Source organism: Brevibacillus schisleri (genome assembly GCF_055685845.1).
The window spans coordinates 4,336,869-4,361,910 of record NZ_JBVNDM010000001.1 but is presented as its reverse complement, the minus strand read 5'-3'; the positions used below and the strand labels follow the sequence as shown (position 1 = coordinate 4,361,910).

General features: G+C 46.7%; 26 protein-coding genes, 5 tRNA genes, 2 pseudogenes and 1 riboswitch. Of the genes and pseudogenes, 22 read left to right on the top strand and 11 right to left on the bottom strand.

Going from position 1 to position 25,042, the window contains the following annotated elements:
- Positions 1-244: 244 nt before the first annotated feature.
- The 5 genes from ACUUHJ_RS20620 to ACUUHJ_RS20600 all read left to right on the top strand — a co-directional run bounded on the left by ACUUHJ_RS20620 (position 245) and on the right by ACUUHJ_RS20600 (position 717).
- Positions 245-337: transfer RNA gene (locus ACUUHJ_RS20620), tRNA-Ser, on the top strand.
- Between the two features lie 8 nt (positions 338-345).
- Positions 346-419, top strand: a tRNA-Glu gene (locus ACUUHJ_RS20615).
- Between the two features lie 33 nt (positions 420-452).
- A tRNA-Val gene (locus tag ACUUHJ_RS20610) sits at positions 453-528 on the top strand.
- Between the two features lie 9 nt (positions 529-537).
- A tRNA-Leu gene (locus tag ACUUHJ_RS20605) sits at positions 538-624 on the top strand.
- A 17-nt stretch (positions 625-641) separates the two neighbouring features.
- A tRNA-His gene (locus tag ACUUHJ_RS20600) sits at positions 642-717 on the top strand.
- An 85-nt stretch (positions 718-802) separates the two neighbouring features.
- Here ACUUHJ_RS20600 and ACUUHJ_RS20595 read toward each other — a convergent pair.
- From ACUUHJ_RS20595 to ACUUHJ_RS20585, 3 genes are all read right to left on the bottom strand, one after another.
- On the bottom strand, positions 803-1,168 hold the full coding sequence (locus ACUUHJ_RS20595; RefSeq protein ID WP_289673692.1) for a glyoxalase superfamily protein: 366 nt from the start codon (positions 1,166-1,168) through the stop codon (positions 803-805).
- Positions 1,165-1,488 carry a hypothetical protein gene (locus ACUUHJ_RS20590; protein ID WP_289673691.1) on the bottom strand — a complete coding sequence of 108 codons (324 nt, stop codon included), beginning with the start codon at positions 1,486-1,488 and terminating at the stop codon, positions 1,165-1,167. Before ACUUHJ_RS20590 ends, ACUUHJ_RS20595 begins: the two co-directional genes overlap by 4 nt.
- 144 nt (positions 1,489-1,632) lie before the next feature.
- Positions 1,633-2,541, bottom strand: coding sequence for an EamA family transporter (locus tag ACUUHJ_RS20585; RefSeq protein WP_188068886.1), 909 nt, complete (start codon positions 2,539-2,541; stop codon positions 1,633-1,635).
- 286 nt (positions 2,542-2,827) lie between these two features.
- On the opposite strand from ACUUHJ_RS20585, the gene rarD reads away from it, so the two are divergent.
- Positions 2,828-3,736 carry an EamA family transporter RarD gene (gene rarD, locus ACUUHJ_RS20580; RefSeq protein ID WP_472299764.1) on the top strand — a complete coding sequence of 303 codons (909 nt, stop codon included), beginning with the start codon at positions 2,828-2,830 and terminating at the stop codon, positions 3,734-3,736.
- A gap of 71 nt (positions 3,737-3,807) precedes the next feature.
- On the opposite strand, the gene pdxK is transcribed toward rarD, so the two are convergent.
- Positions 3,808-4,635: a pyridoxine/pyridoxal/pyridoxamine kinase gene (gene pdxK / locus ACUUHJ_RS20575; protein ID WP_289673688.1), complete on the bottom strand. Its 828-nt coding sequence runs from the start codon at positions 4,633-4,635 to the stop codon at positions 3,808-3,810.
- Positions 4,636-4,805: 170 nt separating this feature from the next.
- Positions 4,806-4,979, bottom strand: a complete 174-nt coding sequence (locus tag ACUUHJ_RS20570; protein WP_007723176.1) for a hypothetical protein — start codon at positions 4,977-4,979, stop codon at positions 4,806-4,808.
- 219 nt (positions 4,980-5,198) lie between these two features.
- Here ACUUHJ_RS20570 and ACUUHJ_RS20565 point away from each other — a divergent pair, with 219 nt between their 5' ends.
- From ACUUHJ_RS20565 to ACUUHJ_RS20555, 3 genes are read left to right on the top strand one after another with little or no spacing between them, the layout of a single operon-like run.
- Positions 5,199-5,900, top strand: coding sequence for an ABC transporter ATP-binding protein (locus ACUUHJ_RS20565; RefSeq protein WP_289673687.1), 702 nt, complete (start codon positions 5,199-5,201; stop codon positions 5,898-5,900).
- Between the two features lie 24 nt (positions 5,901-5,924).
- On the top strand, positions 5,925-7,385 hold the full coding sequence (locus ACUUHJ_RS20560) for an ABC transporter permease (RefSeq protein ID WP_472299763.1): 1,461 nt from the start codon (positions 5,925-5,927) through the stop codon (positions 7,383-7,385).
- A gap of 24 nt (positions 7,386-7,409) precedes the next feature.
- Positions 7,410-8,927, top strand: coding sequence for an efflux RND transporter periplasmic adaptor subunit (locus ACUUHJ_RS20555; RefSeq protein ID WP_199930012.1), 1,518 nt, complete (start codon positions 7,410-7,412; stop codon positions 8,925-8,927).
- 90 nt (positions 8,928-9,017) lie between these two features.
- On the opposite strand, the gene ACUUHJ_RS20550 is transcribed toward ACUUHJ_RS20555, so the two are convergent.
- Both ACUUHJ_RS20550 and ACUUHJ_RS20545 read right to left on the bottom strand, forming a co-directional pair.
- On the bottom strand, positions 9,018-9,692 hold the full coding sequence (locus ACUUHJ_RS20550) for a hypothetical protein (protein ID WP_472299762.1): 675 nt from the start codon (positions 9,690-9,692) through the stop codon (positions 9,018-9,020).
- Positions 9,689-10,477, bottom strand: coding sequence for a methyltransferase domain-containing protein (locus tag ACUUHJ_RS20545; protein ID WP_472299761.1), 789 nt, complete (start codon positions 10,475-10,477; stop codon positions 9,689-9,691). Before ACUUHJ_RS20545 ends, ACUUHJ_RS20550 begins: the two co-directional genes overlap by 4 nt.
- Before the next feature lie 191 nt (positions 10,478-10,668).
- Here ACUUHJ_RS20545 and ACUUHJ_RS20540 point away from each other — a divergent pair, with 191 nt between their 5' ends.
- The 3 genes from ACUUHJ_RS20540 (at position 10,669) to ACUUHJ_RS20530 (ending at position 13,835) form a co-directional block, all read left to right on the top strand.
- Positions 10,669-12,708 (top strand): hypothetical protein, encoded by a 2,040-nt coding sequence (locus ACUUHJ_RS20540; RefSeq protein ID WP_472299760.1) that lies wholly within the window; start codon positions 10,669-10,671, stop codon positions 12,706-12,708.
- Positions 12,709-12,772: 64 nt separating this feature from the next.
- Complete coding sequence (locus ACUUHJ_RS20535; RefSeq protein ID WP_289673682.1) at positions 12,773-12,967, top strand: hypothetical protein; 195 nt, start codon at positions 12,773-12,775, stop codon at positions 12,965-12,967.
- Positions 12,968-12,980: 13 nt separating this feature from the next.
- Positions 12,981-13,835 carry an EcsC family protein gene (locus tag ACUUHJ_RS20530; RefSeq protein WP_289673681.1) on the top strand — a complete coding sequence of 285 codons (855 nt, stop codon included), beginning with the start codon at positions 12,981-12,983 and terminating at the stop codon, positions 13,833-13,835.
- Here ACUUHJ_RS20530 and ACUUHJ_RS20525 read toward each other — a convergent pair.
- Together ACUUHJ_RS20525 and ACUUHJ_RS20520 are read right to left on the bottom strand one after the other, a co-directional pair.
- Positions 13,810-14,360, bottom strand: a pseudogene (locus tag ACUUHJ_RS20525) (GNAT family N-acetyltransferase). The gene ACUUHJ_RS20530 and the pseudogene ACUUHJ_RS20525 sit on opposite strands and share 26 nt — an antisense overlap.
- A 68-nt stretch (positions 14,361-14,428) precedes the next feature.
- Complete coding sequence (locus tag ACUUHJ_RS20520) at positions 14,429-14,869, bottom strand: flavodoxin (protein ID WP_007723194.1); 441 nt, start codon at positions 14,867-14,869, stop codon at positions 14,429-14,431.
- Positions 14,870-15,009: 140 nt separating this feature from the next.
- Positions 15,010-15,199, top strand: a riboswitch (Lysine riboswitch).
- A 91-nt stretch (positions 15,200-15,290) separates the two neighbouring features.
- Between ACUUHJ_RS20520 and dapD the strand changes: the two genes are divergently transcribed.
- The 5 genes from dapD (at position 15,291) to ACUUHJ_RS20495 (ending at position 19,714) form a co-directional block, all read left to right on the top strand.
- Positions 15,291-16,001 carry a 2,3,4,5-tetrahydropyridine-2,6-dicarboxylate N-acetyltransferase gene (gene dapD / locus ACUUHJ_RS20515; protein WP_472299759.1) on the top strand — a complete coding sequence of 237 codons (711 nt, stop codon included), beginning with the start codon at positions 15,291-15,293 and terminating at the stop codon, positions 15,999-16,001.
- A 14-nt stretch (positions 16,002-16,015) separates the two neighbouring features.
- Positions 16,016-17,230 carry an aspartate aminotransferase family protein gene (locus ACUUHJ_RS20510; protein ID WP_472299758.1) on the top strand — a complete coding sequence of 405 codons (1,215 nt, stop codon included), beginning with the start codon at positions 16,016-16,018 and terminating at the stop codon, positions 17,228-17,230.
- A gap of 6 nt (positions 17,231-17,236) precedes the next feature.
- Positions 17,237-18,370 carry an N-acetyldiaminopimelate deacetylase gene (locus ACUUHJ_RS20505; protein WP_472299757.1) on the top strand — a complete coding sequence of 378 codons (1,134 nt, stop codon included), beginning with the start codon at positions 17,237-17,239 and terminating at the stop codon, positions 18,368-18,370.
- 273 nt (positions 18,371-18,643) lie between these two features.
- Positions 18,644-19,243: a hypothetical protein gene (locus ACUUHJ_RS20500; RefSeq protein WP_289673677.1), complete on the top strand. Its 600-nt coding sequence runs from the start codon at positions 18,644-18,646 to the stop codon at positions 19,241-19,243.
- Positions 19,244-19,351: 108 nt separating this feature from the next.
- Positions 19,352-19,714: a DUF4912 domain-containing protein gene (locus tag ACUUHJ_RS20495; protein WP_007723202.1), complete on the top strand. Its 363-nt coding sequence runs from the start codon at positions 19,352-19,354 to the stop codon at positions 19,712-19,714.
- A 114-nt stretch (positions 19,715-19,828) separates the two neighbouring features.
- On the opposite strand, the pseudogene ACUUHJ_RS20490 reads toward ACUUHJ_RS20495, so the two are convergent.
- Both ACUUHJ_RS20490 and ACUUHJ_RS20485 read right to left on the bottom strand, forming a co-directional pair.
- A pseudogene (locus ACUUHJ_RS20490) lies at positions 19,829-20,192 on the bottom strand (glucosaminidase domain-containing protein); the annotation flags it as partial.
- 109 nt (positions 20,193-20,301) lie between these two features.
- Positions 20,302-20,730, bottom strand: coding sequence for a DUF1885 family protein (locus ACUUHJ_RS20485; RefSeq protein WP_289673676.1), 429 nt, complete (start codon positions 20,728-20,730; stop codon positions 20,302-20,304).
- A 180-nt stretch (positions 20,731-20,910) separates the two neighbouring features.
- Between ACUUHJ_RS20485 and ACUUHJ_RS20480 the strand changes: the two genes are divergently transcribed.
- The 5 genes from ACUUHJ_RS20480 (at position 20,911) to ACUUHJ_RS20460 (ending at position 24,998) form a co-directional block, all read left to right on the top strand.
- Positions 20,911-21,459, top strand: coding sequence for a MarR family winged helix-turn-helix transcriptional regulator (locus ACUUHJ_RS20480; protein ID WP_026134060.1), 549 nt, complete (start codon positions 20,911-20,913; stop codon positions 21,457-21,459).
- A gap of 78 nt (positions 21,460-21,537) precedes the next feature.
- Positions 21,538-21,837, top strand: a complete 300-nt coding sequence (locus tag ACUUHJ_RS20475) for a DUF3055 domain-containing protein (protein ID WP_015892160.1) — start codon at positions 21,538-21,540, stop codon at positions 21,835-21,837.
- 108 nt (positions 21,838-21,945) lie between these two features.
- A complete protein-coding gene (locus ACUUHJ_RS20470; RefSeq protein WP_472299756.1) occupies positions 21,946-22,743 on the top strand; it encodes an alpha/beta hydrolase in 798 nt (265 codons plus the stop codon).
- A gap of 118 nt (positions 22,744-22,861) precedes the next feature.
- Entirely contained in the window at positions 22,862-22,987 is a 126-nt protein-coding gene (locus ACUUHJ_RS20465) for a GapA-binding peptide SR1P (RefSeq protein WP_015892158.1), read from the top strand.
- Positions 22,988-23,093: 106 nt separating this feature from the next.
- Complete coding sequence (locus ACUUHJ_RS20460; protein ID WP_472299755.1) at positions 23,094-24,998, top strand: hypothetical protein; 1,905 nt, start codon at positions 23,094-23,096, stop codon at positions 24,996-24,998.
- The last annotated feature ends 44 nt before the right edge of the window (positions 24,999-25,042 follow it).

Sequence of the window (25,042 nt, the reverse complement as noted above, 5' to 3'; positions counted from 1 at the left end):
CTGATCGGCGTTTTCTTTTTGACAACTGACATCACTCCGTCTTGTAAAGGAATACTACTTGTATCATATTGAACAAGAAGGGAAGTTGCTTTAGGCAATCTCCCTTTTTTCGTTTCGATAGATAATCGCCTGACATGAATGGCTCGGAGATGGACAAAGGGAAAAACTTTCAAAATATCACTTGATATCATGTTGTGAATATGATAGATTAATTCTTGCCGAAGCGAACGCTTGCAGGCTCAATGGATGGATGTCCGAGCGGCCGAAGGAGCACGATTGGAAATCGTGTAGGCGGTGTCGAACCGTCTCGTGGGTTCAAATCCCACTCCATCCGCCATCTTACTTGGCCCGTTGGTGAAGCGGTTTAACACAGCAGCCTTTCACGCTGTCATACAGGGGTTCGAATCCCCTACGGGTCACTTAGAAAAATCCCTACATCTTGTAGGTGATTTGGAGGCTTAGCTCAGCTGGGAGAGCATCTGCCTTACAAGCAGAGGGTCGGCGGTTCGATCCCGTCAGCCTCCACCATTTTTATATGCGGTCGTGGCGGAATTGGCAGACGCGCTAGATTCAGGTTCTAGTGGTGGCAACACCGTGGAGGTTCAAGTCCTCTCGACCGCACCAAGCAAACCCTATATATGGCGGTCGTGGCGAAGGGGTTAACGCACCGGATTGTGGCTCCGGCACTCGTGGGTTCAAGTCCCATCGATCGCCCCATCTATTTATGTTCAAAATGTAAAAATGAAATAGCCCAGCGGTGGCTCCTGTAAAGGAACTCCGGCTGGGCTTTCTTTGTATTTGTTTACGAGTGATCAGGCTGATAAAAGTGAAGGCGATTGCCAAAAGGATCGGTCACGCTCACCTCACGCGTTCCCCACGGCGTCTCCTCTAAACCAGGACGAGCATACTTGTACTCTTGACGCAATAGGGACTGATGAAAAAGCTCAATGTTCTCTACCTGTACGCGAATCGCTGAGCCAGGACAAGCATCCCCGTGATGCTCAGACAGATGAAGTGTGCACGACGGAGAGGAAATTTGCATGTACAAAGGAAAATGATCCTCGTACTGATGCTCCCAATCAATCTGAAAGCCTAGAAACCCCACATAAAACTCTCTTGCCTTCTCAACATCAAATATACGAAAAATCGGCGTGATAATCTGATTCATTTGCCCAGACACCTCCGGATTGTATGGAGGGAGGCGAGGTGCATCCCTTCGTGAAAAATCGTTCGGACAAGCACTTGTGCAATCGTATGCATGCCAGATTCCGTTGCGGGAAACTCTTCTTCTAATCGATCCTTGTAAGCGGCTTGTATCTTCTGAGGTTGTTCTTGTAATAGGGAGACGAGCACGGCGAGTTTCGGTGGCTGCGTATCCCAATCAGCAGGTTTTGTCCCGAAGTTAAACCATTCGCCATCGATTGCTTTTAATGTCTCCTGTCGATAATCCTCAAGCTGCTGGAATAACACTTTATGCCGTTTTTCCATATCCTTCCCCCTAGGTGGCAGTCTTCGCTAATAAATTCGAGTCAAAGATTCTACCTTCCTTCTAAAAGAAGTGGGAGCATCATCAAAAAAGCGTGCAGAGCCAATTCGCCTGCACGCTTTTGATGCTGCTTATTAGAAACGGCGCTACATTCTTTCCTGCTCGAGGGCGTGAGAAGGGGAGAATAGTTTCCGCCATTTTACTTGCGGTACGCAGATGGCAGCAAGGATCATGAATACGCCACCCCATTGAGGGAGAGAGACAGTCTCTTTAAGTACGAAGCTCGACAAGAGCACGACGGTGGGCAGTTCGACTGCACTTAAAATGGTAGCCAGTCCATTGCCGATCCGTGGCACACCGACAGCCAAACAGAAGATGGGAATGACCGAACCGAAGATCGCAACCAAAAGACCAAGCGGCAGCAACCCTTGCAAAAGCTGACCATTTACCAGGAAAGTTGGTGGATAAACGATCGAGAGCATCAGGGCAGCCATACTAATCGAAATCGCGCTTCGCAAGTAGGGGTCCATTCCTGGAAGGATTCGCCCGCTAAAGAAAATAACCAAGGCAAAGGTCGCGCCCGACATAAGACCAAAGATCAATCCGACCATGTCTACACTCTGAATTCCGCTTTCGCTAAGTCCACTTGCAAGAACGGTCCCTGCTCCAAGCATAGCCAGAGACACCCATTTTTCAGCGGTTGGCCATTTGCGATCCACAATCGCCTCCAGCAAAACGCCGATCCAGGTAAACTGAAAGAGAAGAACGATTGCGAGCGAAGCCGAAACCCGGCTAACAGCCTGATGGTAAAAAAGACTGGTTGAGGCCATCATGAGGCTGGCTGGTGCCAAAAGCAACAAATACTTGAACGAAAACCGTTGCTTGGAGAAAAAGATGGCCATGACCGTCATGATCAATCCGCCAAAAATCAATTGGCTTCCACTCATTTCAAATGGCGTAAAGCCGAGTTGAAAAGCATGCTTCATGAAGATCGAGAGGACACCGTAGCTGCACGCACCGAGTAAAACTAAAAAGATAGATCGCCAGTATGTCATAAGTAAAAGTTCCTTTCGTATGACTAAACTCGGAAGAATAATGACTATTGTACTACAGGTCTAAAAGTGGTACAATAAAATTTTTGTCCATACTTTACTGTGCTACTAAGGTAATTAGATAGCTGCATGCATTGGTAATATGGTAACGGATGAAAGTGTAGGGGACACCTTCTTTTACGTGAGAATACATAGCTGTTTTTTCGTATTTCCGTTACACTACTTCATAGAGAAGAAGTGTAAAAGTCGTCTATAGAGAAAGAGAAGGCGAAACACATGGAGGAGCAGGATGAGACAGGGGATTATTTATGCAATCGTGGCGTATTTGGCTTGGGGGTTACTCCCACTCTATTGGAAGCTGTTTCAGGCAATGGGGGCATGGGAGATACTCGCTCATCGAATCGTCTGGTCGATTATTTTTGTCGCAATCATTATTCAGGTAACGAAACGCTGGCGCAGTATGTGGGGAGCGGTTACTGGTTTTAAAATGTTCGGAGCATTAGCGATATGTTCACTGCTAATCAGCGCAAACTGGCTTATTTTTATCTGGGCAGTGAATAACAATCATGTCATGCAAACGAGTCTTGGTTACTATATGAATCCTCTCATCACGGTACTGCTTGGAGTCCTTTTCTTAAAAGAAAAAATGCATGCTGGGCAATGGTTAGCGCTTATACTCGCGGCTTTCGGAGTCCTGTTCATCACCTTCCAGTACGGTGAGATTCCATGGGTCTCTTTATCACTTGCCCTGACTTTTGCTTTTTACAGCTTGGCGAAAAAACTCGTCCGCTTGGAGGCGATGGTCGGACTGGCTTGGGAGACGCTGTTTGTGGCCCCTATTGCTTTCGGTTATTTGTTGATGCTACAGGTCAATGGGACGGAGACGATGACATCCTTAGCGTGGTGGCAACTTTTGTTGCTGACACTGGCGGGGGTAGCTACTGCCATGCCGCTCTACTGGTTCGCCCAAGCAGCGACGAGACTCCCACTTTCTGTTGTGGGCTTCATTCAATACTTGGCGCCTACGATATCGCTTTTATCAGCTGTTTTCTTGTTCGGTGAGCCTTTCACCCAAACACATTTCATCAGCTTTGGATTCATCTGGTCTGCGCTCATCGTATTTACAGTGTCTTCTGTACGTATAAAACGAAAAGCTTCCCCAATCAATCCCGAGGTTGCTATCAAAAAACAAGCGTAACCATAAGAAAACTCCTGGCCCGCCGAGAAAGACTCGGAGCTGGTCAGGAGTTTTTGCTTACCAAGATGTGATTAGCAAATCGCTTCGCCGTGCTTTTTCATGCGGTACGCGCCATGATTAGTAGGTCCCACATATTGATTGAGCGCAAACGAGTGACGAATCGCTTCGGTAATAAATTCTTTGGCAACAGCTACTGCGTTGTGTACAGAGCTTCCTTTTGCCAATTCAGCACAGATTGCAGCTGAGAACGTGCAGCCGGCACCATGAGTAAAGCTCGTCTCAAAGCGCTCTGATTCCATTACCTCGATCGTTTTCCCGTCATAGAAAACATCTACGGCATTTCCGCTTTGAAGCTTGCTGCCACCTTTTACCACGACATAAGAGGTGCCGAAGTCGTGGATGCGCTTCGCCGCTTCCTTCATGTCATCGACACTTTTCAGCGCGCCCATTTGGCTAAGAATACCAGCCTCGAACAGGTTAGGAGTCGCAACTGTTGCATTCGGGAGCAAGACTTCGCGCAGGCTGACTGCAATTTCTGGATGGAGAGCTTCATCTGCACCCTTACAGATCATCACAGGGTCAACGACAACATTTTTCAAATCGTATTGTTTTATTTTACGGGTAGCGAGGTCAACCAATTCAGTGGTTCCGAGCATCCCAGTTTTTACAGCATCTACGCCAATTCCTGCGAGTACGGTTTCGATTTGTTTTTCTAGGATCGCAACATCGATCGGAAACACTTCGTGGAACCATTCGTTATGTGGATCTTGGGCTACGATAACGGTGAGGGCGGTCATCCCGAAAACACCAAGCTCCTGAAACGTTTTGAGGTCTGCTTGCTGACCAGCTCCGCCGCTGGTGTCGGAACCTGCAATGGTGAGTGCTTTCTTCATGGTCATTGTGATTATCTCCCTTTGTATACCGCTGCACAATCGAAGCGGATCTATACTGTCATGCGCTGTAATGCCTCTTTCTCTATTAAAGAGGAAGAAATCGGTGCTGTCAATAATATCCCCAAAATATAAAAACCGCCTCCCATAGCGGGAAAGCGGTTTATGTATGTGTGCATTTATGCTTGAGAAGCAGCGTGGTGAAAAGAGAAGCTGATGGTAGTGGACATGGACTTGGAACGCTTGGTTGCAAGCTGTTTGGCTTGTTTTGCTGCCTCAAACATACTGGGTGCCTTGATGATTTCAACCCATCTGCGTGTTGCTGTTTCAAATAAAAAGCGATAGATAGTCATCTTTTTCGACCTCCATGGTTTGTTGACATCTACATTGTAATACGTAACAGACTGCAAGAGGTTACATAGCTGTTACATATTTTTGAAAGAAATATGGTTATTCTGTAAATCGTAAAATGTTTCCGAAAGAAGCGTTACGTTTTGCGAAATGTTACGTCTTTAGTATGTGATGTTTACGAAAGCTTCCATTTTTAGAGAACGAATGAGGTGCGACAAACGATGGTCAATTCAACAGGAGAGCTGACGGTGACAGGGGTCAATCACAGCTACGGAACGGGAAAAATCAAAGTGCCCGTGCTGTATGATATCAACCTTCATATCAACCAGGGAGAATTCGTAGCTCTGTGTGGCTCGTCGGGGTCAGGGAAGTCTACGCTCTTGAATTTGCTTGCAGGTTTGACCAAGCCGGAAGAAGGGAGTGTCATGGTTAGCGGAGCAGAGATTTCCAGCTACAACGAAAACGAACTATGCATGTTTCGCCGCAAAAACATGGGCTTTATCTTCCAGTCATACAATCTGCTCCCAAATCTGACAGCGTTGGAAAACGTAGAACTTCCTTTGATTTTTGCAGGCGAAAGCAAGAAAAAACGTCGGGCGAAAGCAACAGAAATCCTACACCGCGTAGGGTTGGAAGGTCGTATCGACCACAGACCCAATGAGCTTAGTGGTGGACAGCAGCAACGTGTCAGTATTGCAAGAGCGCTCGTTAATCAGCCTGGCATCATCTTGGCGGATGAGCCGACGGGGAACCTGGACTCGAAGACAGAACAGGAGATTCTCCTTTTAATGAGAGAAATGAACAAGGAAAATGGGACTACGTTCATCATCGTTACCCATGAGCAGGAAGTAGCGGAACAGTCCGACCGCGTTATTTATCTCCAAGACGGACGGGTTGTACAAAAAAGGACAAGACCAGCGTAGGCGAGGGTATGAGGTGAACAAACAGTGAAGGTAATGGATTCTTTTCGCATCGTCTGGAGGAATCTGTGGCGAATGAAGCTACGGACAGCCCTCACGTCGGTTGGTGTCATGATCGGGACGGCTGCAATCGTCGCGATGATGGCGCTTAGTTTAGGGCTTAAGGAAAGTGCGGTAAAAAGCTTGGAGAACTTCGGGAACTTGACAGAAATGGACGTCGATGCATTGCGCTGGTACGAGGAAAATGGCGAGTGGATTGATGTCCCAGAGGATAAGGTCAAGAAGCTGAATATGCAAGCGGTGCAGGATTTAAAAAAGATTCCAGGCATTCAGGCTGTTATGCCGATAAAAGAATTACGAGAGCAAGCGAAGCTTAAGGTAGGTAGACGAGAAGGTTACGTACAGCTTATTGGGGTGGATGTAAATGAGTCGGCTGCCTATCGAAAAAATGACATTGAAAAAGGAAGCTATCTGACAGGGGCGCCACAAGAGATAGTAGTTGCTTTCGATGTATCCAGAGAATTGCGTGACGTAGAAAAGGAAAAGCGCGAGGAACGGCGAAGAAAAGCCGGAGCTGGCCGGCATGAAATGTCCCAGATGCCACCTCCTGATATAGGGGGCGGAGATGCACTGACCTTCAATCTTGTAGACAGAGCAGGGACTCTCATCTTGTCACGCGAATATCGCATCGACGATGAACCGAAATACGAGAAAAAAGAACTGCGTGTGAAGGTTGTCGGTCAATTGAAAAAGTCAGAAGAACGTAACTCGTCAGCCGCGGTTTATGTACCGATTAACGTAGTGAAAGAGCTGAACGAGTGGGTCACGCGCAGTCGAGGTGACGAAGTCGAAGAGGGAGCATCGCGCAGATCACGCGATAAAGCCAAAAAGGATACTTTTGAATTTGACAGAATTACAGTCAAAGTAGAATCTCGTGAAAAAGTCGAGAGTGTAGTCAAAGCGTTGAAGGAAAATGGTTTTGAAGTATACTCGCCTGCACGTGAGCTGGAAACCATCAATAACTTCTTCTTCGTGATTCAGATGGTCCTCGGAGGAATTGCAGCAATCTCCTTACTTGTCGCAACGATTGGAATCGTCAATACGATGATCATGTCGATTTTAGAGCGAACCAAAGAGATTGGCATCATGAAAGTAATCGGAGCCACTGTGTTGAATATTCGTTGGCTGTTCCTAATGGAGTCAGGCTTTATTGGCTTAATTGGTGGACTAGCTGGTCTCGGCATGGCGTGGGGAGCTGTTGAGCTCGTGAATTACTTCGGAGCGTCTGGCGGTCTCTTGGATAGTCTGAACATGGGCTATGGCGGTGGAGGAGACCCTGAGGCTGAGCCGACAAAGCTAGCGGTCATTCCAAGCTGGCTGGCACTCTTTGCGATTGGCTTCTCCTTTGTTATTGGGGTGTTGGCGGGAATCTTCCCGGCAATCCGCGCATCTCGTTTAAGTGCACTGCAAGCGATTCGATCTGAATAAGTGATGAAATGTGGGGAACGTAAGATGAACAAGAAAAAATGGATCATTATCGCCACGGTCGTGGCCGTTCTTGGAGGGGGTAGCTATTACGGCTATTCGTACTTCAAGGGCGAAGAGGTTACAGAAGAAAAGCCAGAAGAAAAACCGAACTTCCCGACAGCGCTCGTGGAACGTGGTGAGGTCAAGAAGACGATCAACTCAGCAGGTACAGTGGAAGCGAAGGCGCGTGAGGAAGTCAAGCCAGAGCTCAATGGCAAGGTGCAACGTGTGCTAGTCAAGGAAGGTCAGTCTGTGAAAAAAGGCGATGTCTTGTTCACGATAGACAGCTCTGATGCACAGCTGGAAATTCAAAAGCTAGAGCTGGAAATTTTAAAAGCGAAAAAAGAACTAAGTGAAATTAAACAGAAAAAAGACAAGATCACGGCTACCAAGGAAGGGAAAGTCATCGAAGTCTCAGTGGAAGAAGGGCAAGATGTCAGACCAGAAACAGTAGTCGCCAAACTTGCTAATACCGACTATTTGAAAATTATTGGGCAATTTACCTCTTATGAGTCTGAACGATTCAATGTAGGTACAAAAGTGAAGGTATTCATTCCGACTTCCATGTATTTTGTGGATGGTGTTGTCACGGAAGTGGATAGAATAGGTGAAAAAGTAGAAGGTGCGGGCGGAATTCACAATGTAGAGGTATTGGTCAAGAAGCCTGGGGCCATTTATGTTGGGGACAAGGGTGAGGTACAGTTCACGGATGATAAGGGACTCTTATATGTAAGCCGAAATCAGAAAGAATTCCAGCTGCCAGATGAAATGGAGATATTGGCTGGTACTTACGGGAAAATCGGCAAGATCGACGTGAAAAAGGACGATGTAATCAAAGTAGGGCAACAACTGTTCAAGATGGATATGGAAGCGTCCGGTATGGAGCTGATGGAAAAAGAACTAGCGCTAAAAGGGTCCTTATTGAATATGGAGCAGAAAAAGCGTGAAATTGCGAAGAACCAAGTAACAGCGCCAATTAGTGGTGTCATCACCAAGCTAGGTGTAAAAGAAGGCGAAGCGCCAGGGTCAGAACCTGCGGCCATTATTATGGACACAACTTCTGTTTACTTTATGGCAGCCGTTGGAGAGCTTGATATTCCCGCGATTAAGATCGGACAAAATGTCGATGTTTACGTGTATGCATTTGGTACAGAGCCGTTTAAAGGCAAAGTCGTAGAGCTCCCGAAAGAAGGGAAAAAAGAAGACAAGGAAGTTCGTTTCGCGGTAAAAGTGGAACTACTAGACAAGGCTGAATTTAAGCATGGGATGACGGGAGACAACGATATTATCGTCGCTCAAGCACAGAATGTCCTGCGATTGCCAAGCAATGCGGTTGAAATTCTGGGGCCAGGTCAGGGTACGGTAATGGTGAAGGATCCGAGCACTGGAGATCCGATGCCGAAAGACGTACAAATCGGGATTGAAGGCTATGATTTTATTGAAATCAAAGGCGGCTTGAAAGAGGGAGAAGAGGTTCTGGTGACCAACGCCGAAGGCATGTAAAAGCCAATTGAATTCGTTTATAGCGACAGCCCCGTTGCCACTGGCCAAAAACCTTAGGAAACGGGGCTGTTTTTTACACGCATACGATTTTCAACGATTTAAAAGTAATGGTAACGTTGCGGACACTTTCGACGTCAAACTATGTAAAGGATGGGAGATCTTACAGCCGTTTTCCTTTGCAAACTGATCAGCAACAGGTACCATGGAGAGCTGTGCCACTGCAATTAGTTGATCTGGAAACGTTTGGCAGAGCTGATACAAGGCGTCTTTTATTGCTTCTCTGTACGCTTCTTGCTTGTTTTCCATGAGCAGGGCAAAAGCATTTTCGACGAGAGATACTTGTACCTCTGGATGAAGGTTGTGGGAATGGGCGAGCTTCGCGAGACGCTCCATCGTAGGTTGGACAGTAGCAGGATTGGAGAACAGCAGGACTTGTGGCTTAGAATGACGGGCAAGCTCATGAAAAAATGGTCCATCGATCGTGAAGAGTGGGACAGTGGCAGTTGCTTCAACCTCTGGTGTTACCAGTGCGGCATACTGTGTGCAAGTGATCACGATTGCATCGACCGCGCAGCTTTGCATCCAGTTTAGCTGCTCACGTAATTTGGCTTGTGCCTGTTCCGTGGTATGGACAGGAATTCCCGCGTTTTGCAGGAGCAAGCCTGGATCAACAAAATGAAGGAGCTCTACTTCAAAGGCTGCGAACGCATCTGATAAGAGTGAAATATTTGAATAATGTCCATGGAGACAGGCAATACGGGTCATCGTGCAGCCCCCCCTTGTAGAGTATCCTTATGGGCAAGGACGCGAATACGCTTGTAATCGAGCACCCAGTGTCCCTCTTGAAACAGAGCAGGACGCAGTATGTCAGTGATTTCCCTACATACTTGCTGGATTTCATCTGAGGACAGTCCCGCGAAAAAAGGACTGCAAAAAGAATTCAGCCAATGTGACAGGCCCAGGTCTCCATCAGCCATGACTGTCGGTCGATCAAAATGGGAAGCAAGCACGACGTGGAAGCCTTGCTTTTCCAAAAGAGTCGTGTACTCTCCTATGCTGGGAAAATACCAAGGTGAGCGCTCATCGGCAGATATTCCTCTACGTGCTAAAACAGTCCGTAATGCCTTTGTGATTTGTCCACAATTGCCGTGTCCTCCAAATTCGGCGACAAAGCGTCCACCGGGAGCTAGAGCCATCCAAATGGTTTCAATGACTTCAGCAGGACGTTTCATCCAGTGGAGTGCGGCATTGGAAAAGACAGCGTCGTAACTGACAACTGTACGATACGTATGCGCATCGGCTACTTCAAAAGCAAACGGCGGATATTTTTTGCGAGCAGCCTCAATCATGGTGGCAGAAAAGTCGATTCCTGTCACATTGACTCCTGCAAGCGATAGTTCGGCACACAGGTCACCTGTTCCACAGCCTAAGTCAAGAATGCTTTCTCCGGGAGCCGGCTGTAGCCAGTCCACTAACCCTTTGCCGTATTCAGAAACGAAATTCATTTTGGCGTCGTACAGTCCGGCATTCCATTGATTGGTTTGTACCATCTGAATCCCCTCCTTTTCATCCATTTTTACCGACTAGGGAGATATAAGTCAAATCTATATAAATTATAAACCGGATAGTATTTAACTATATCTAGCGCGTGAAAAAGCTTTATGATCGTAAAGGATATTTCGCCGTTTTTGTCGAATGATCACAGTTGAAAATTGTAAGGAAGAAAGTAGGAGGACAATTCGTGAAAAAATGGGTTGTAAAAACACTTCTAGTGTGTTTGGCAACGGGCACCCTGTTGTCAGGTGTGTCAGTACCGCCAGCCATGGGGGCCGGGGCAACAGCATCCATGAAAAAAAACAGCCAAGTATCTAAGCCACTCCGGCAGCAGCCTGTTCACGATATGGTTATCTTTAACGATTATCAGGTTGCAGGACTCGATTCAAATGGTTGGAACTGGGTGAAGAATGATGAGTTTATTCTTCCTCCCGAGACACCACTTGATATTGACGTGATACAGACCACTTATGGAACTGGCACCAACATCAATCGGAAGCAAGTTTTATTGGATGGAGTAGAGTTACCGGAGTATCAAGCCGAAAATACCTCGTCACAAACTACTTTCAAATGGCAAGTACCTCGGTTTACCATTCCAGCACAAAAGCTGTCTGCTGGCTCGCATACCTTGACCTTTGTTGTGACAGATGCCAAAGGGAAGAGCAGCACAGTGCATGTGCGATTTCTGGTAGAGGCCATAAATTACCCGAGCATATTTAACGGGGAAAAGGCAGAGGGAGAACCAGTACCAAGTGGCGGGCAAACGGCGATTTTTGGAATGATGGGTTCACACGACTTTACCAGTTCTGTACGGGGCACGTGGAAATTAACAAATAAGTCCACGAGTACAGAGATGAGGTCTGTTCAAGAAACCATATTTTCGACGGGGACATTGTTGACGGGGCAGTATGAGCTCCTCTTTGTTCCGGATGATACAACCATGTCACCTTGGATGACGACAATTCAAGTAGGCGTTGCAGAGCTGTACATGGGAACAGATGCAAGCGGTCAAAAGCTGACGCAAGATCAGAAAATAACAGCGCCAGCAGCACCAGGGAAGGTTCCATTGTATTCGCCAATCCCAGGAAGATGGTCGGTGAACGGGACAGGACAAACCTTGACAGACGCGCAACATTTTGAGGTGGACATTCCTGAGAGATTGGCTGGAATCACAATCGCTGTCATGTTTGAGCCTGTTTCGGGGCAAAAAGAGAAATCGTCTTTGTGGGGCGATACTTCGGCGACAACGGTTCAAATACAAATACCAGGTGCACCAAATGCCTGCGGCCCTGCTGATGGAAATGTCACGATGGATGTGTTGATGCAGCAAAACGAAAAATCAACACCGACGGTAGAAAAGATGAACCTGTATTCCTCTGATAATACAGTCAAGCTGTATCAGAATCCTGTTCATCTGATCTGGCTGACCACTGCTGCCGAGCACATTGAAAAGGGAAGTGAAGCAGATGATGATGAGGGGCCGGGTGTATGGGCGATCGATAACGTCATTGTCGATGAGAACAAATTGAATTGGGATCACACGGGATTGCTGTTGTCCGGCTACAAGCCAGGCCGCTACAAAGTCAACTACTATAGTAAAAGAGACCCAGCGCAAGTCTGGTGCGGCTATGTTCAAGTGATAGAAGATTCGCCTCCAATCAAGTCGTATCCGGCATGTGAGCCAGGGGATACAGGTGTAAGTCCGCCAAGTTCGCCACTTCTTCTTCGAAGCGAGAGCGGCAAGGAATACCGGGACGGACAAAAGATTACCGTGAACGCAGGCGATGATCTCGAAATGGAAGACCTAAGGCTGATCGCTACTCATGCTGAGCTAGTCGGATCCAAAAAGATCAGGGATAAGAGCGAAAAGAAGTCCTACTATATGCCGAAATTTGAATGGAAACATGGCGAGATCGGTATTGGTGCCAACCGGAAGCACAGTAATGGTACCATTTCCTCAGAAAATCGGATCGAGATCTTTTTCGGGGAAGAAGAGATCGCCAGCATCAAGCCCAGCAAAGGTGATGGCGACGATAGTGAGGGGCTTGAATCACTGAATTTGAAAAAGTATATCGATACGGATAAGCCTGGGGAATACAAGATCAAGGTAACGAATACGCTCAGCAATAAGACCTGCACGGTTATCAACTCCAAAAGAAAGTACACGAAGAAAAACGATGTAAATGAGCATAATGAAACATTGACGCTTACAATTGAAGTGAAATAGTAGTATAGGAAAACCCCCTTGCATTTTGGCATGGGGGTTTTCGACTACAAGGGGAGGAAGTTCTGTGACAAATGAACAGAAGGTAATCTTGGAAAAGTTCGGCTTTCGGATCGAAGGAGAGCAAGTGAAACATTTGAAGCTGGGGATCGTAAGAAATAAAAAAGAATTCGTCTGCCACGCCACGCCAGAAGAGTTGCAGGACTATATCAAGTCCATCTTGCGCAACCAATGTCAGTGGAAGCGAGGAGAATCTGAGTGAGCAGGCAGGGAGGTTGTTGGGGTTGAAAGAGTCTAGGGAGACATTGGTTACGGCCTTACGCGAAGTGGAGGACTGGGAGAAGGACCAGAACGACTTGTGGTTCTGGGAAAAGCTTGGCAGACTTCCTTTTGTTCTCTTAGATCGGATTACGCCTGCATTTGTTCAGGAGAAGCTGGGAAAAGCCGTAGATGAAATGGCAGCCTTTCTCGAGACAGGTGGGACTTATTTGGTGCAGGCTGAATCGATATACAAGCGGTTTGACAAACGGTTAGAGGGATCCGGTACTTCTGTCATTGGCAAGGAGGAGATTGCTGCTGTACCGCTTACAATCATGAATGATGTCGCAATGGAGCTGAAGGATTCACGTGCGAATTTTGCCACAGTACAAGGTGCGACGACTGGCTTCGGGGGGATATTTACCCTTGCGATCGATATCCCGCTATTGATGGGGACATCCCTAAAAGTATTACAAGAGATGGCACTTGCCTATGGCTATCGACCGGAAGAGAAGAGGGAGCGGCTGTTTGTCGTCAAATGCTTGCAATTTGCTTCATCAGACATCGTAGGGAAAAAAGCGATACTCGCTGAGCTCTCCCGCTTTGATGAACCAAATGCGCAGAGAGAGGTAATGGCACAATTGCAGGGATGGCGTGAAGTCGTGGTTACGTACACAGAAAACTTCGGGTGGAAAAAGTTATTTCAAATGGTGCCTATTGCGGGTATTTTGTTCGGAGCGTATTTGAATCGCTCAACCGTAAAGGATGTCGCCGAAGCGGGGATGATGCTGTACCGCAAACGGCGCATCCTAGAGCGTCTGCGCGAGATTGAAAAGAGCATGGAGATTACACAGACCACTCCTCAGCAGTAAGAGCGTAGATGAGATGGTCCTCCCATACACCGTTAATTTGCAAATAGCGTAACGATAGCCCCTCCTGGCGAAAACGGTTTTTTTCCAAGACGCGAATGGAAGCTTGGTTGCGAGGAATGACAGCCGCTTGTACCCTGTGTAGCCCAACATCCGTAAAAGCAAAGCGAAGGGCAAGATTTACAGCTAGTGTTGTATAGCCTTTGCCATTGCAGGCCTGATCCATGAAGTAGCCAATCGTCGCATTTTGCCATGCGCCGCGTGCGACATTTGACAACGCTACACGTCCAATCATTTTTTCGGATTCACGGGAGAATACACCAAAAGCATAGGCAGTACCACGTTCAAAATCATTCTGTGCTTGCGAAATCTGTTCTTGCTGTGCTGGAAGGGTCAGAAATGAAGCAGGGCGGATCTCGGTTCAAATGGTTGGAGAAATTCATGATTACGCAGCCGAAGCTCTAGGAGCTCGGCTGCGTCTTGTTGGTGGAGAGGCCGTAACAGAATCTCGTCTGTATGTAGTGACATGAGATCAATCCTCCTTAAAAAGTTGGATTGATAGTATAGCATGTGCCAGAGTATTTGGGAAACATCGATTAGCCGAGCAATTCAGCGAACGATACCCCAAATGCTTTGCAAGTTTCCACTTCTTTTGCTGTAGGAGAAAGCTCGATTTTTAAACCCTCCAGAGGAGTTTCTGCGCCACGCTCGCTCGCCTTTTTCAGCAAAATATCAACAGCTGCACCGACATGCTCGTAAGCGGAATCGCAAGAGCCAAAAGCAACAACCTTTTTCCCGCTGAGGTCAATATCGTCCATTTCCTCATAGAAATCCAGGCATTCATCTGGGAGTTCGCCATCGCCCCATGTGTAGGCACCAAGCAAGATTCCGTCGTAAGCCTCGAGTTCTTTTGCATTCGCGTCCATTACTTCTTTTATCTCCAGCTCTGCACCAGTTGAACGAATACCTTCTGCAATTGCTTCAGCAATTTCCTGTGTATTCCCTGTCATGCTCGCGTATACCATCAAAATGCTCATAAAACGTAAAACCTCCAGTTAGATAATGAGTATCATTCTCACAAATAAAATTAATGAAAATGATAATCGTTGTCAATAACTTTTTTCATCTTGCCACGTTTCATTGATTTTGGTAGAGTTAAATAAAATCAATATAATATACACTAAATAGAGGTGCGCCGAAGAAGAGTAAGCCTTTTCGCAATCTGCCAGGGGGCAGGAGAAGGAAGAAAGGCTAAAGCGCCGAAGCTTATGCTATGCCCCTACGTAGCACAGGCTGGGGTGTCTCATGAAAAATGAACATCCTGTCACAAGGGACCTTACATCTTTTTGTGGAGCGCTATTTATGATTTGCTTACGTAGTATCAAAAGCAATGAGATAGCGAATGCACTCATTGCTTTTTTTGATTTACCATGCTGTTATTTTGAGGAGGATGTAACAATGAACATGATGGATGCTAACGAAATTATCGCGTTTATTCAAAAAAGCGAAAAGAAAACACCTGTGAAGGTATATGTGAAAGGGAATCTGGAGGGAATCGACTTTGGTGCGAGCTCCAAAGCCTTCATTACTGGTCCGACTGGTGTTGTTTTTGGTGAGTGGAAAGAGATTGAGCCAGTGCTCGCTGCTAACGTAGACAAAATTGAAGATTATGTAGTAGAAAGCGATCGTCGCAACTCCGCTATTCCATTGTTGGATACAAAAGGGATTCAAGCGCGTATTGAGCCAGGCGCGATTATCCGTGACCAAGTGACAATCGGTAACAATGCGGTCATCATGATGGGTGCTTCCATTAACATCGGTGCAGTGATCGGTGAAGGTACGATGATCGATATGAATGTTGTAGTAGGTGGACGTGGAACCATCGGGAAAAACTGCCACATCGGCGCTGGATCGGTTATCGCAGGCGTTATCGAGCCGCCGTCTGCACAGCCAGTTGTTGTCGAGGATGATGTTGTCATCGGAGCAAATGCTGTCATTCTGGAAGGTGTACGCGTAGGAAAAGGTGCTGTTGTTGCAGCAGGTGCTGTCGTCATTGAAGATGTACCTCCATACGTAGTCGTTGCGGGAACGCCTGCACGTGTGATCAAGCAAATCGATGAAAAAACTCGTTCCAAGACAGAGATCAAGCAGGAGCTACGTCAGCTGTAAGGGAGAGAGTGCACATGGACTGGCGTTCGCTCGATGAACAATATATCGTCTCCTCTTATAAAAGACTTCCGATTGCCATAGAGAAAGGCGAAGGAAATTACTTGTACGATACGAATGGGAAGAGTTATCTCGACTTGTTTACTGGACTCGCGGTAAACGTTTTGGGGCATTCTCATCCGCGCATTGTACAGGCTCTGCGTGAGCAGGGAGAGCGCTTCTTGCATATTTCCAATGTATTTTTAAACAAGCCGGCTATTCGATTAGCGGAGCGTTTGGTTGCAAACAGCATCAGCGGTAAGGTGTTTTTCACCAACTCTGGTGCGGAGGCCACAGAGTCTGCGATCAAGCTGATTCACAAATGGACGAAAAACGAGGGAGCAGGTCGTGAAGGCATCGTTGTTTTACGCAACAGCTTTCACGGGCGAACACTTGGAGCAGTGCGTCTAACGAGGCAGGCTCACGTCTATCAAGACTTTCCTCAGCCAGCTTTTCCTGTTTATGAACTGGATGTGGAGGACACAGCAGGATTGCGAGCGATTTGCCAGGAGGCAAGACCCGCTGCGGTCCTTATGGAGCCAGTCTTGGGTTCCGGCGGTGTCGTGCCACTAACAGAAGCGTTCTTGCGAGAGGTAGCTGCCATCTGTGAACAAGAAGGCATGCTCTTTGTCATGGACGAAATCCAGACAGGAATGGGCAGAACAGGAAAGCTGTTTGCTTATGAGCATGCAGGCGTAACGCCAGATCTCATCCTATTCGCCAAAGGCATAGGGGGAGGGCTACCTCTCGGCGGTGTCATCGCTGGTCCAAAGCTGATGAACCAGTTCAAACCGGGGGATCATGGAACGACATTCGCACCATCGCCATTGTCTGCTGCCCTGGGGAATGTCGTGTTGGACGAATTGCTTAATCCAGCCTTCATCGCTCATGTAGAAGAAGTGATTGCGTACCTGTGGTCGGGCTTGGAAGCGTTACGAACGCGTCTTCCAGATCAACTGCAATCCCTTCGCGGAAAAGGCCTGATGGTTGGAATTCCACTCTCTTCCACCCCAGAAGAGGTAAGCCACTTGCAGCAAGCATTGCTTGACGAAGGAATCCTTGTAGACGTGACGCAGAAAACGATTGTTCGTCTGCTTCCGCCACTGACGTTGACAAAAGCCGATGTCGACCGTTTCCTTGCCGTGTTTGAGGAGCAATTAACAGCAAGAACAGGCACGAAAAAGGAGGCGTAGTAGACCATGACGACTTCCTTGTTTACACAAATTCGCCGAGATTTGCACCAAATACCGGAGCCAGGCTTCGCTGAAGTGAAGACGCAGCAATACTTGCTCGATTATTTGAAAAAGCTGCCTCAGGAGCGAATCGAGATTAAAACGTGGCGGACAGGCATTTTGGTCAAGCTGGCAGGAACAAAGCCAAAACGACTAATTGCTTGGCGGACGGATATGGATGGCCTACCGATCGTAGAGGAAACGTCCTATCCGTTTCGATCGCTTCATCAAGGGTATATGCATGCTTGCGGCCATGACATGCATATGGCAATCGCTCTTGGCCTCCTGACGCATTTTACTGAGCATTCGATCGCAGATGATTTGCTGTTCCTCTTCCAGCCGGCAGAAGAAGGCCCTGGTGGTGCTTGGCCGATGATGGAAAGTGAAGAGTTTGCAGAGTGGCGACCGGACTGCATTTTTTCCCTGCATATCGCGCCAGAATACCCAGTTGGTCAAATTGCAACAAAGTCAGGAATTTTGTTTGCCAACACTTCTGAGTTGTACATTGATCTGGTCGGCAAAGGGGGGCATGCAGCCTTCCCTCACAAGGCGAATGACATGGTGGTTGCAGGAAGCCATCTGGTGACACAGCTTCAATCGATTATTTCGCGCAATATCGATCCATTGGATTCTGCCGTCGTAACGATTGGCAAGCTGGAGAGCGGGACGAAGCAAAACATCATCGCGGAGAAGTCCAGGCTAGAAGGGACGATTCGAACCTTTTCGATGGAATCGATGGCACTTGTCAAGAGTCGCATTGAATCTCTCGTAAAGGGAGTGGAAATAGGCTTTGATTGCCAGGCAACGATTGACTATGGCGTTGGCTACTGCCAGGTTTACAACGAGGAGCAGCTAACGACAGACTTCATGCAATGGGTACAGGCACAATGTGAAGATGTAACTCTCATCACCTGCAAGGAAGCCATGACCGGAGAAGATTTCGGGTACTTTTTGAAAGAAATCCCCGGCTTTTTATTCTGGCTGGGTGTGCAAACGCCATACGGCTTGCACCATTCCAAAATTGAGCCCAACGAAGACGCGATCGAGGTTGCTATTCGACTGGTCTCCCGGTATTTTACTTGGCTTTCGCAACAGGAGTAGCAGGTGTCAGGAGCAAAAAAAGAGTGGCTGGATGGCCGCTCTTTTTACTTTGTCATTCCCAGCTGTATTTTGGTCAAGAGTAAGAAGTAGTTACTAACATCTCTGTGTATAAGTCTTTCTTCCTAAGGTTTTTGTGCTTGTGGATATTGTGGATATTGTTGAAAAAACTTATCAGGGCAGCACAACTATTTCCTTTTCCAAACGTATAAACTAGGGAGAAGAAATTCCGGAAAAACAAGCGCTGCCGCGCACACATACAGGAGGATTATTGACATGAAAAAAGCATGGTTATCGGCCTTGTTGGCGTTGACTGTAGCAGCAGGGGTGGGGAGCACTACTGCGCTGGGAGAAGGTGCGATGCGCGTATTTTTCGGTGCGGAAACTGTAGCGAGTGAAATGCCAGCATCCAAGGCTGAATCGGTAGAATCAATAGTGAACAAGCTCGGTGGTTTCGTCGATTACGATCAGCAATCGGGCAAATTGCATGTGATTAAGCCAAACGTAAATATTATTGTGGTCGAAGGGATTCAGCAGACCCGCAATAAAAATGTCGTTTTCAGCAACCCTGTCAAAGGATACAGCGATAAAAATGTGCCTCGTACGTTTAACGTTTTCGTAGAGGTTGATGACGCGCCTATCGCCAAAGACTTGCGCATGCAGCTCGTGTTGGTCGGACCGGACGGCAAAGAAGTGTCTAAAGGGAAAGAGTGGAAATACTCCACACAGAATGCAAACAGTTTTTATTTTTCTGAGCCTTTTGTATCTACGAAACTCGAAGCATACGGCACTTATAAAGTACAAGTTCAAATGAAATCAGAGAAATTCACTTCTTATGTAACCGTCGGTGAAAATACGTTTACAGTTGGACGCTAAAAATTATGGCTTGGATGCGTTTCCACTTTATATGTCCCCGTGCTATAATATACGGAAAAGCCAATATACTTGGTAATAGCAAGTAAAAGAAAGGAACGATGGGAGCGAATGGAGACAAATCCCCCGCGATCGTCCACGGATGTAGAAGGCCCGAGTATACGCATTGCCTGGAAAGATGAGCAGTCCATTCAGGCAGAGTGGAGCATGACGAAGGAGTTCGAGCAAGAAATAGAGCGAAAGTTTGCTATTCCATTTGCTGAACTGCCTTTTGTCCTACGCCTTTTTGATGTGACGTACCGCAAAGAGATCCGAAATGATGGCACTGACCTTTACACTGATTTTGATATCAACCACCGTTCTTCCGAATGGATTTTGTACGGAGTGACGCAAGGATTGGAATATTGCGTCGATCTGGGAATTCGGATGGTGGACGGAAGGTTTTATTCGCTGTCCAGGTCTCAAATGATTTGATCAACGTGCTCAAGCAACGTTACGACTGAGGCAACTGCATTTTTATACGAAACAGCCCCATTACCCACAAGATTTGCTTGGTGGCAATGGGGCTTTTGATTTTTATTCATGGACTCATGGTTTCTCTCGCTGTTTGTCCAACAGTCGCAGGGCAATTGCTAAAACAGCCCATACTGGCATTGGTTCATCTAGCTTATTTAAGCTTATTTAGCCAATCGGGCGAGGTCAGTAAGCCCTCCTGTAACGCACGATTTCCCAGCTCCCGTTTCCAGGGAGGAATCGATTGTGGCTCTTCCGGGCCAAATTGATCGTACTGGGTCAAGTTGTACGTCTGAATGGGGCGCGTCAGCTTTTCAGCGTACGCAGGATCGGTAGCGTAGCCGGCTTCCTCTAAAGCCTGTGCGGCTTGTGCGGGAGTCGTGGCTGCAAGCACGTTTTTGTAAGCGGGCTTGCGTAGAAACTGGGCATGGTCCTCCATAAGCTCCCCCCCTTCCCTCTCTTTGTTATTCGTATGAAAAAAAGAGGTAGGGGGGAATAGGCTTGAACATGAAAAACAGTCGATATGACTCGACTGTTTCCGTTTTTCTTTATGGCTTTCGAGGTTGGAAATATTGAATGCGGTTGTTGAAGAGGTGGAGCTCTGCTTTATAATCACGTGCCAAGTATCGACAGTACTCATTTGCCTTGTTTTTGTCGCCATGTGTGGCTGATTCAGGGAGGGACACTTGTATGTAGTGCTTTTGGGAACCGTTTTCATTTTTGCTCCCGACTCCAACAACGATGGCTTTGTACATATTTGGGTCTTTTCCTTTGAGAAGGAACCACGCGTCCTTTCCTTCAGGGCGTTCTTCTAGGGTGTAAGGGAAAGCGGCGTCAGCATAGGTCCAGCCCAACTGCTTTCCTGTTTTTGTGGTCATGTCAACGTATCGCGTAAACTTGGCTTTCACGTCGTCAATACTTGCAGATGCTGCGGTAGAACCATCAACGAAATAGATGTAGGCCGATTGAAGTTTCACGACTGCACTCACTCCTAGTACCGGTATTCTGTGCGTTAAGTGTAGCATTGTCTTCCACTCTTTGGCAATGAGGCAGTTGGCGACCAAAAACAATTGCGCGTTTTTTCTGAAAAGTGTAAAATATATATCATATTTATATGCCGTTAGATGAACGATAAAGGATCATGGAGGAATATACGCATGCAGGAGGCCTCAATTAGACATGTATTCGAAGCTTTAAACACCATGCGCGCCATCGATGTGGTGAACAAAGAAGACTGGGAGCGGGCAGCGAAGGAAGCTGAATTGGATTCCTCCGTACAGTTAAACATTCTCTGGATCATCTACTGTTATGAAGGTGTACGCGTCACGCAAATTGCAGATTGGACCTTCTGGCATCCCTCTTCGATTGTCATTCATATCAAGAAATTAATGGAGAAAGGCATGGTGACCATCGAAAAGTCGGAGTTGGATGGGCGTGTCGTTCACGTATACCCGACTGAAAAAGGAAAAGAAGTATTGGAAGCCAGTCGAAGAAGTGTACCAGATATTTTTAGATTGACGTATGCATTGGAGAAAATGGAGGAACGATACAGTACAGCAGTAGTTGAACTGTTCTTTGAATGTCTCTCCTTTGTCGCGCAATCGTTGCATGGTGCAGAAAAAGTAAGATGGATTCAAGAAGGCGAAGACAGGGTCATGAACCCGACACGCCTGGTAAATGATGCTGTTTGGGTAGCAAAAACGTAATTTTTCGCTTATACTAGTGAATAATCCGAATATTTTACGAAATTCGGAGGCCAAAATACTGTTGAGGAGGGATTGCTGATGGAGCACTACGACCACTTATACGACGTATCGGAGAATGCTAATGTACGTTTTCTCGGTTTTATTTCAGAGGGAACACGATACGACTTTGGCATGGTATTTACACACAAGTTTTATGGGAAGCCGTTGGTGATCTGTATGCAGACAGGGCAATCGACTCTTCTCAGTTCTGAAGATGCGGTGAATCCAGGATACCTGCAAAAAATTTTCAGGCTGGATTCGGAGAACGAGGCAGTCGCGCTTGCTGAGTTTTTTCAGGAGCATTTACCATCCATTCCATTTGAAGAAAATCAGTATTAGGTAACGAGCAGAAGTTTATCTTCTGCTCGTTTTGGTTTTTTTTGTAAAATACGACCCTCCGTTTTTTAGTATAATCGATAGAAATCAAGCAGTAGGAGGACAGGGAGAATGGGTGTACATAAATGGTCGGCCAATAATTCTCGGGGAGCCATTGTTCTCGTCCATGGAACGGGAGAGCATCATGGGCGTTATGAACATGTAGCGTCTTATTTCAATCAAGCAGGCTGGGACGTATATGCGGAAGATTTGCCGGGATGGGGGCGCTCTCCTGGGAGACGGGGGCATATTCAATCATTCGAAGACTATTTGTCCCGTGTACGTGAGTGGACGAGTACCGCTCTTGCCGATGCGTCTGGGGAGAAGCCAGTATTTTTAATGGGGCATAGTTTGGGTGGTCTCATCGCGACTCGCTTTATTCAGACGGATGAGCGGAGCAAAGAGTTGGCCGGGTTAATTCTCACATCTCCATGCATGAAGCTCAAATTGGCTGTACCGGCGTGGAAGGCGCAATTGGCACAATTTCTCGATCAGGTCTGGCCAACCCTTGTCATGCCGAATGGAATTACTCCCGATATGGTATCGCGTGACGAAGCTGTTCAGGCTGCTTATCGGAACGATCCGCTCAATTATTCCAAGGTAAGTGTCAGATGGTTCACGGAATTGAACCGATCTATGGAAAAGGCGTGGGAGGAAAGGAATCGAATCAAGCATCCTGTCCTTGTTTTGCAGGCTGGGGCTGATACATTGGTTGATGCGGATGCTGTGGAGCAATTTACAGCCGGCCTTTCAGACAGACAAACATTTGAGCGATTCGCAGGCTTGCGACACGAAATTTTGAATGAACCTGAAAAGGAAGAAGTTTTGCAAAAAATCGTGACCTGGTTGAATGACAATATTCCGTTGTAATGTGACATACTAATTATCAACAAATGCATCTTGACTCCGAACGTTGTAGCATATTAAGATGAATGTAACATAACATTTAAAGGAATATGTGAATCAATTGAATGCGGAGGGGACATAGATGGGAACTATCGTATGTCAGACTTGCGGAACCATCATCGAGCATTTTGAAAGTAACTCAGTGAAAACGCTTTATGCGGTGTGCAACTGTGACTGCCGACCTGGTGAAAGACAGGAAAAAGAATAAAAAATAGTCAACAGGCCTACGGTGAGGCCTGTTTTTTTTGACAACCTTTTCCGTATGGAGGATAATGGAGAAGAGTGAAAATCGTTGTAAAAGGAGGAATTGTTTCATGAAGCGAAAACCGATGCAGGGAATGCTGGCCGCTGCACTTTTGGTCACATCTCTGTGGAGCGGGACACCGGCGCTTGCCTACAGTATTGGTGATGAAGAAAAAATCGATGCGAGCAAGCCGGAGATTTCCGGAGCCGGTTATGACATTTCCAAAAAATATGCCGTGTGGATGGTTGAAGGGGAAGAAACCGTAACCCTGTACAATCTCGATAAAGGTACACAAACGCAAATTGGCGACAAGGAATCTAAAAAGACGAATCCCAAAGTCGATGGTGAGTATGTCGTGTGGATCGACTCCCGTGATGGTGGCTCGGACGTCTACTTGTATGACATCGCGGAGCAAAAAGAAACGCGTTTGTCAGATGGATCAGCAACTGTCGATGGTGTGGAGATCGGGGATAAAAACGTCGTCTGGACAGATAACGGGGATGTTTATCTGTACAAAATTTCTACAGGTGATACAGAGGTCGTATCTGCGAATGGAAAAGCAAGCAACCCAGTGGTAAGTGATGCGTATGTCGCATGGGAAGATGAGCGAGATGGCAACAGCGATATTTACTATTACGATATCAAAGCCAAACAAGAAAAGGAAGCTGTCGTCCAAAAAGGCGATCAAGGGCGTCCTACTCTTTCCACAAATAAAATTTTGTATGAGAATCGCTCCTATAATCAAATCTACGTGCATACCATCAGCAATGGCAGAAACAAAGAATTGACGAACGGTTCAAGTGACAAAGAATTTGTACATACGTACAAAGATGATTATGTGTATGGGGAAGGTAATGATCTGATCTATCGTACCGTCGATAAATCGTCCAAAAAGAAGATTGACTCCAACCTTTCTGGAAATGTAGGACCGAAAATTTATGGTGACTACATTTTGTATGCCAAAAAGGACAGTAATAAAAAGCTCCAGCTTCATCTGTATGATCTGGACGATAAAGAGCAAGTTCCGCTGGGTAATGTAGGTGGCGATCCTATTGATCCAGCTGGCCACGATCGTTATGTCGCGTATGTATCAAAGTCTAAGAATAACAATGCGATCGTTCTTTACGATATGGAAAAAGGAACGAGCAAAGCCATCAGTGGTTCAGATCAAGATGCTGCTCGCCCTGTCGTAAGCTCTCGTTATGTCGTCTGGTATGATCAGCGGGAAGACGCACTCTTCTCCTACGATATTCGTAAAGGTGTCCAAACGCAGATTACAAACGAAGATGATGATCAAAAGCCGAGTGAGAAGTTTTACGAAATCGACGGAGAGCGTCTATTGTGGGTTAATGTCGATCGCAGAGCAGAAGTGATCATCACAAATCTGTCCACTGGAAAGTATACTGAGGTAACAAGGCTGAAAAGTGAACCGTTAAGTGTTGATATTTCTCAGGACTATGCAACCTGGGTAGTCGAAGAAGGCAAAAAGAATGCGTCGATCGTTCTCTACGATATCGAGGCAGATAGAGAAAGAGAAATTCGTAAAAACGTAAAAATAGACAAAGCAGCGATTGGCGATGATTTCGTGGTTTGGAGCGAAGATACTGGCAATTCCAAAGCAGGTTGGGATTTGTACTATTACAACATCGACCGTCAAAAAGTCAATCCGCTGCTACGCTATTCGGATGGCGACCAGAAAAATCCACAGGCTTCACGAAATATGATTTTGTTTGAAGACAATCGTCTGTCCGGAAAAGGCAAGCAGTTCTACTTTGAGCTATATGATTTCGAAGAGGGGTCATTTAGCGATATCGAGTGGGATGATGATGCGGAATTGAAAAGCCCGTGCATGGGTGGGAATCGCATTGTCTGGGTAGATGATCGCGACAAAACTCCTTACGTTTACACGTTGGCGTTCGCTTCGGGTGCTGACGACGAAGACGATGATGATGATGATGAAAAAGACGAGGACTGATTCTGAATAAATCGAGTCAGGATCTCTCAGAGAAGACAGACGAA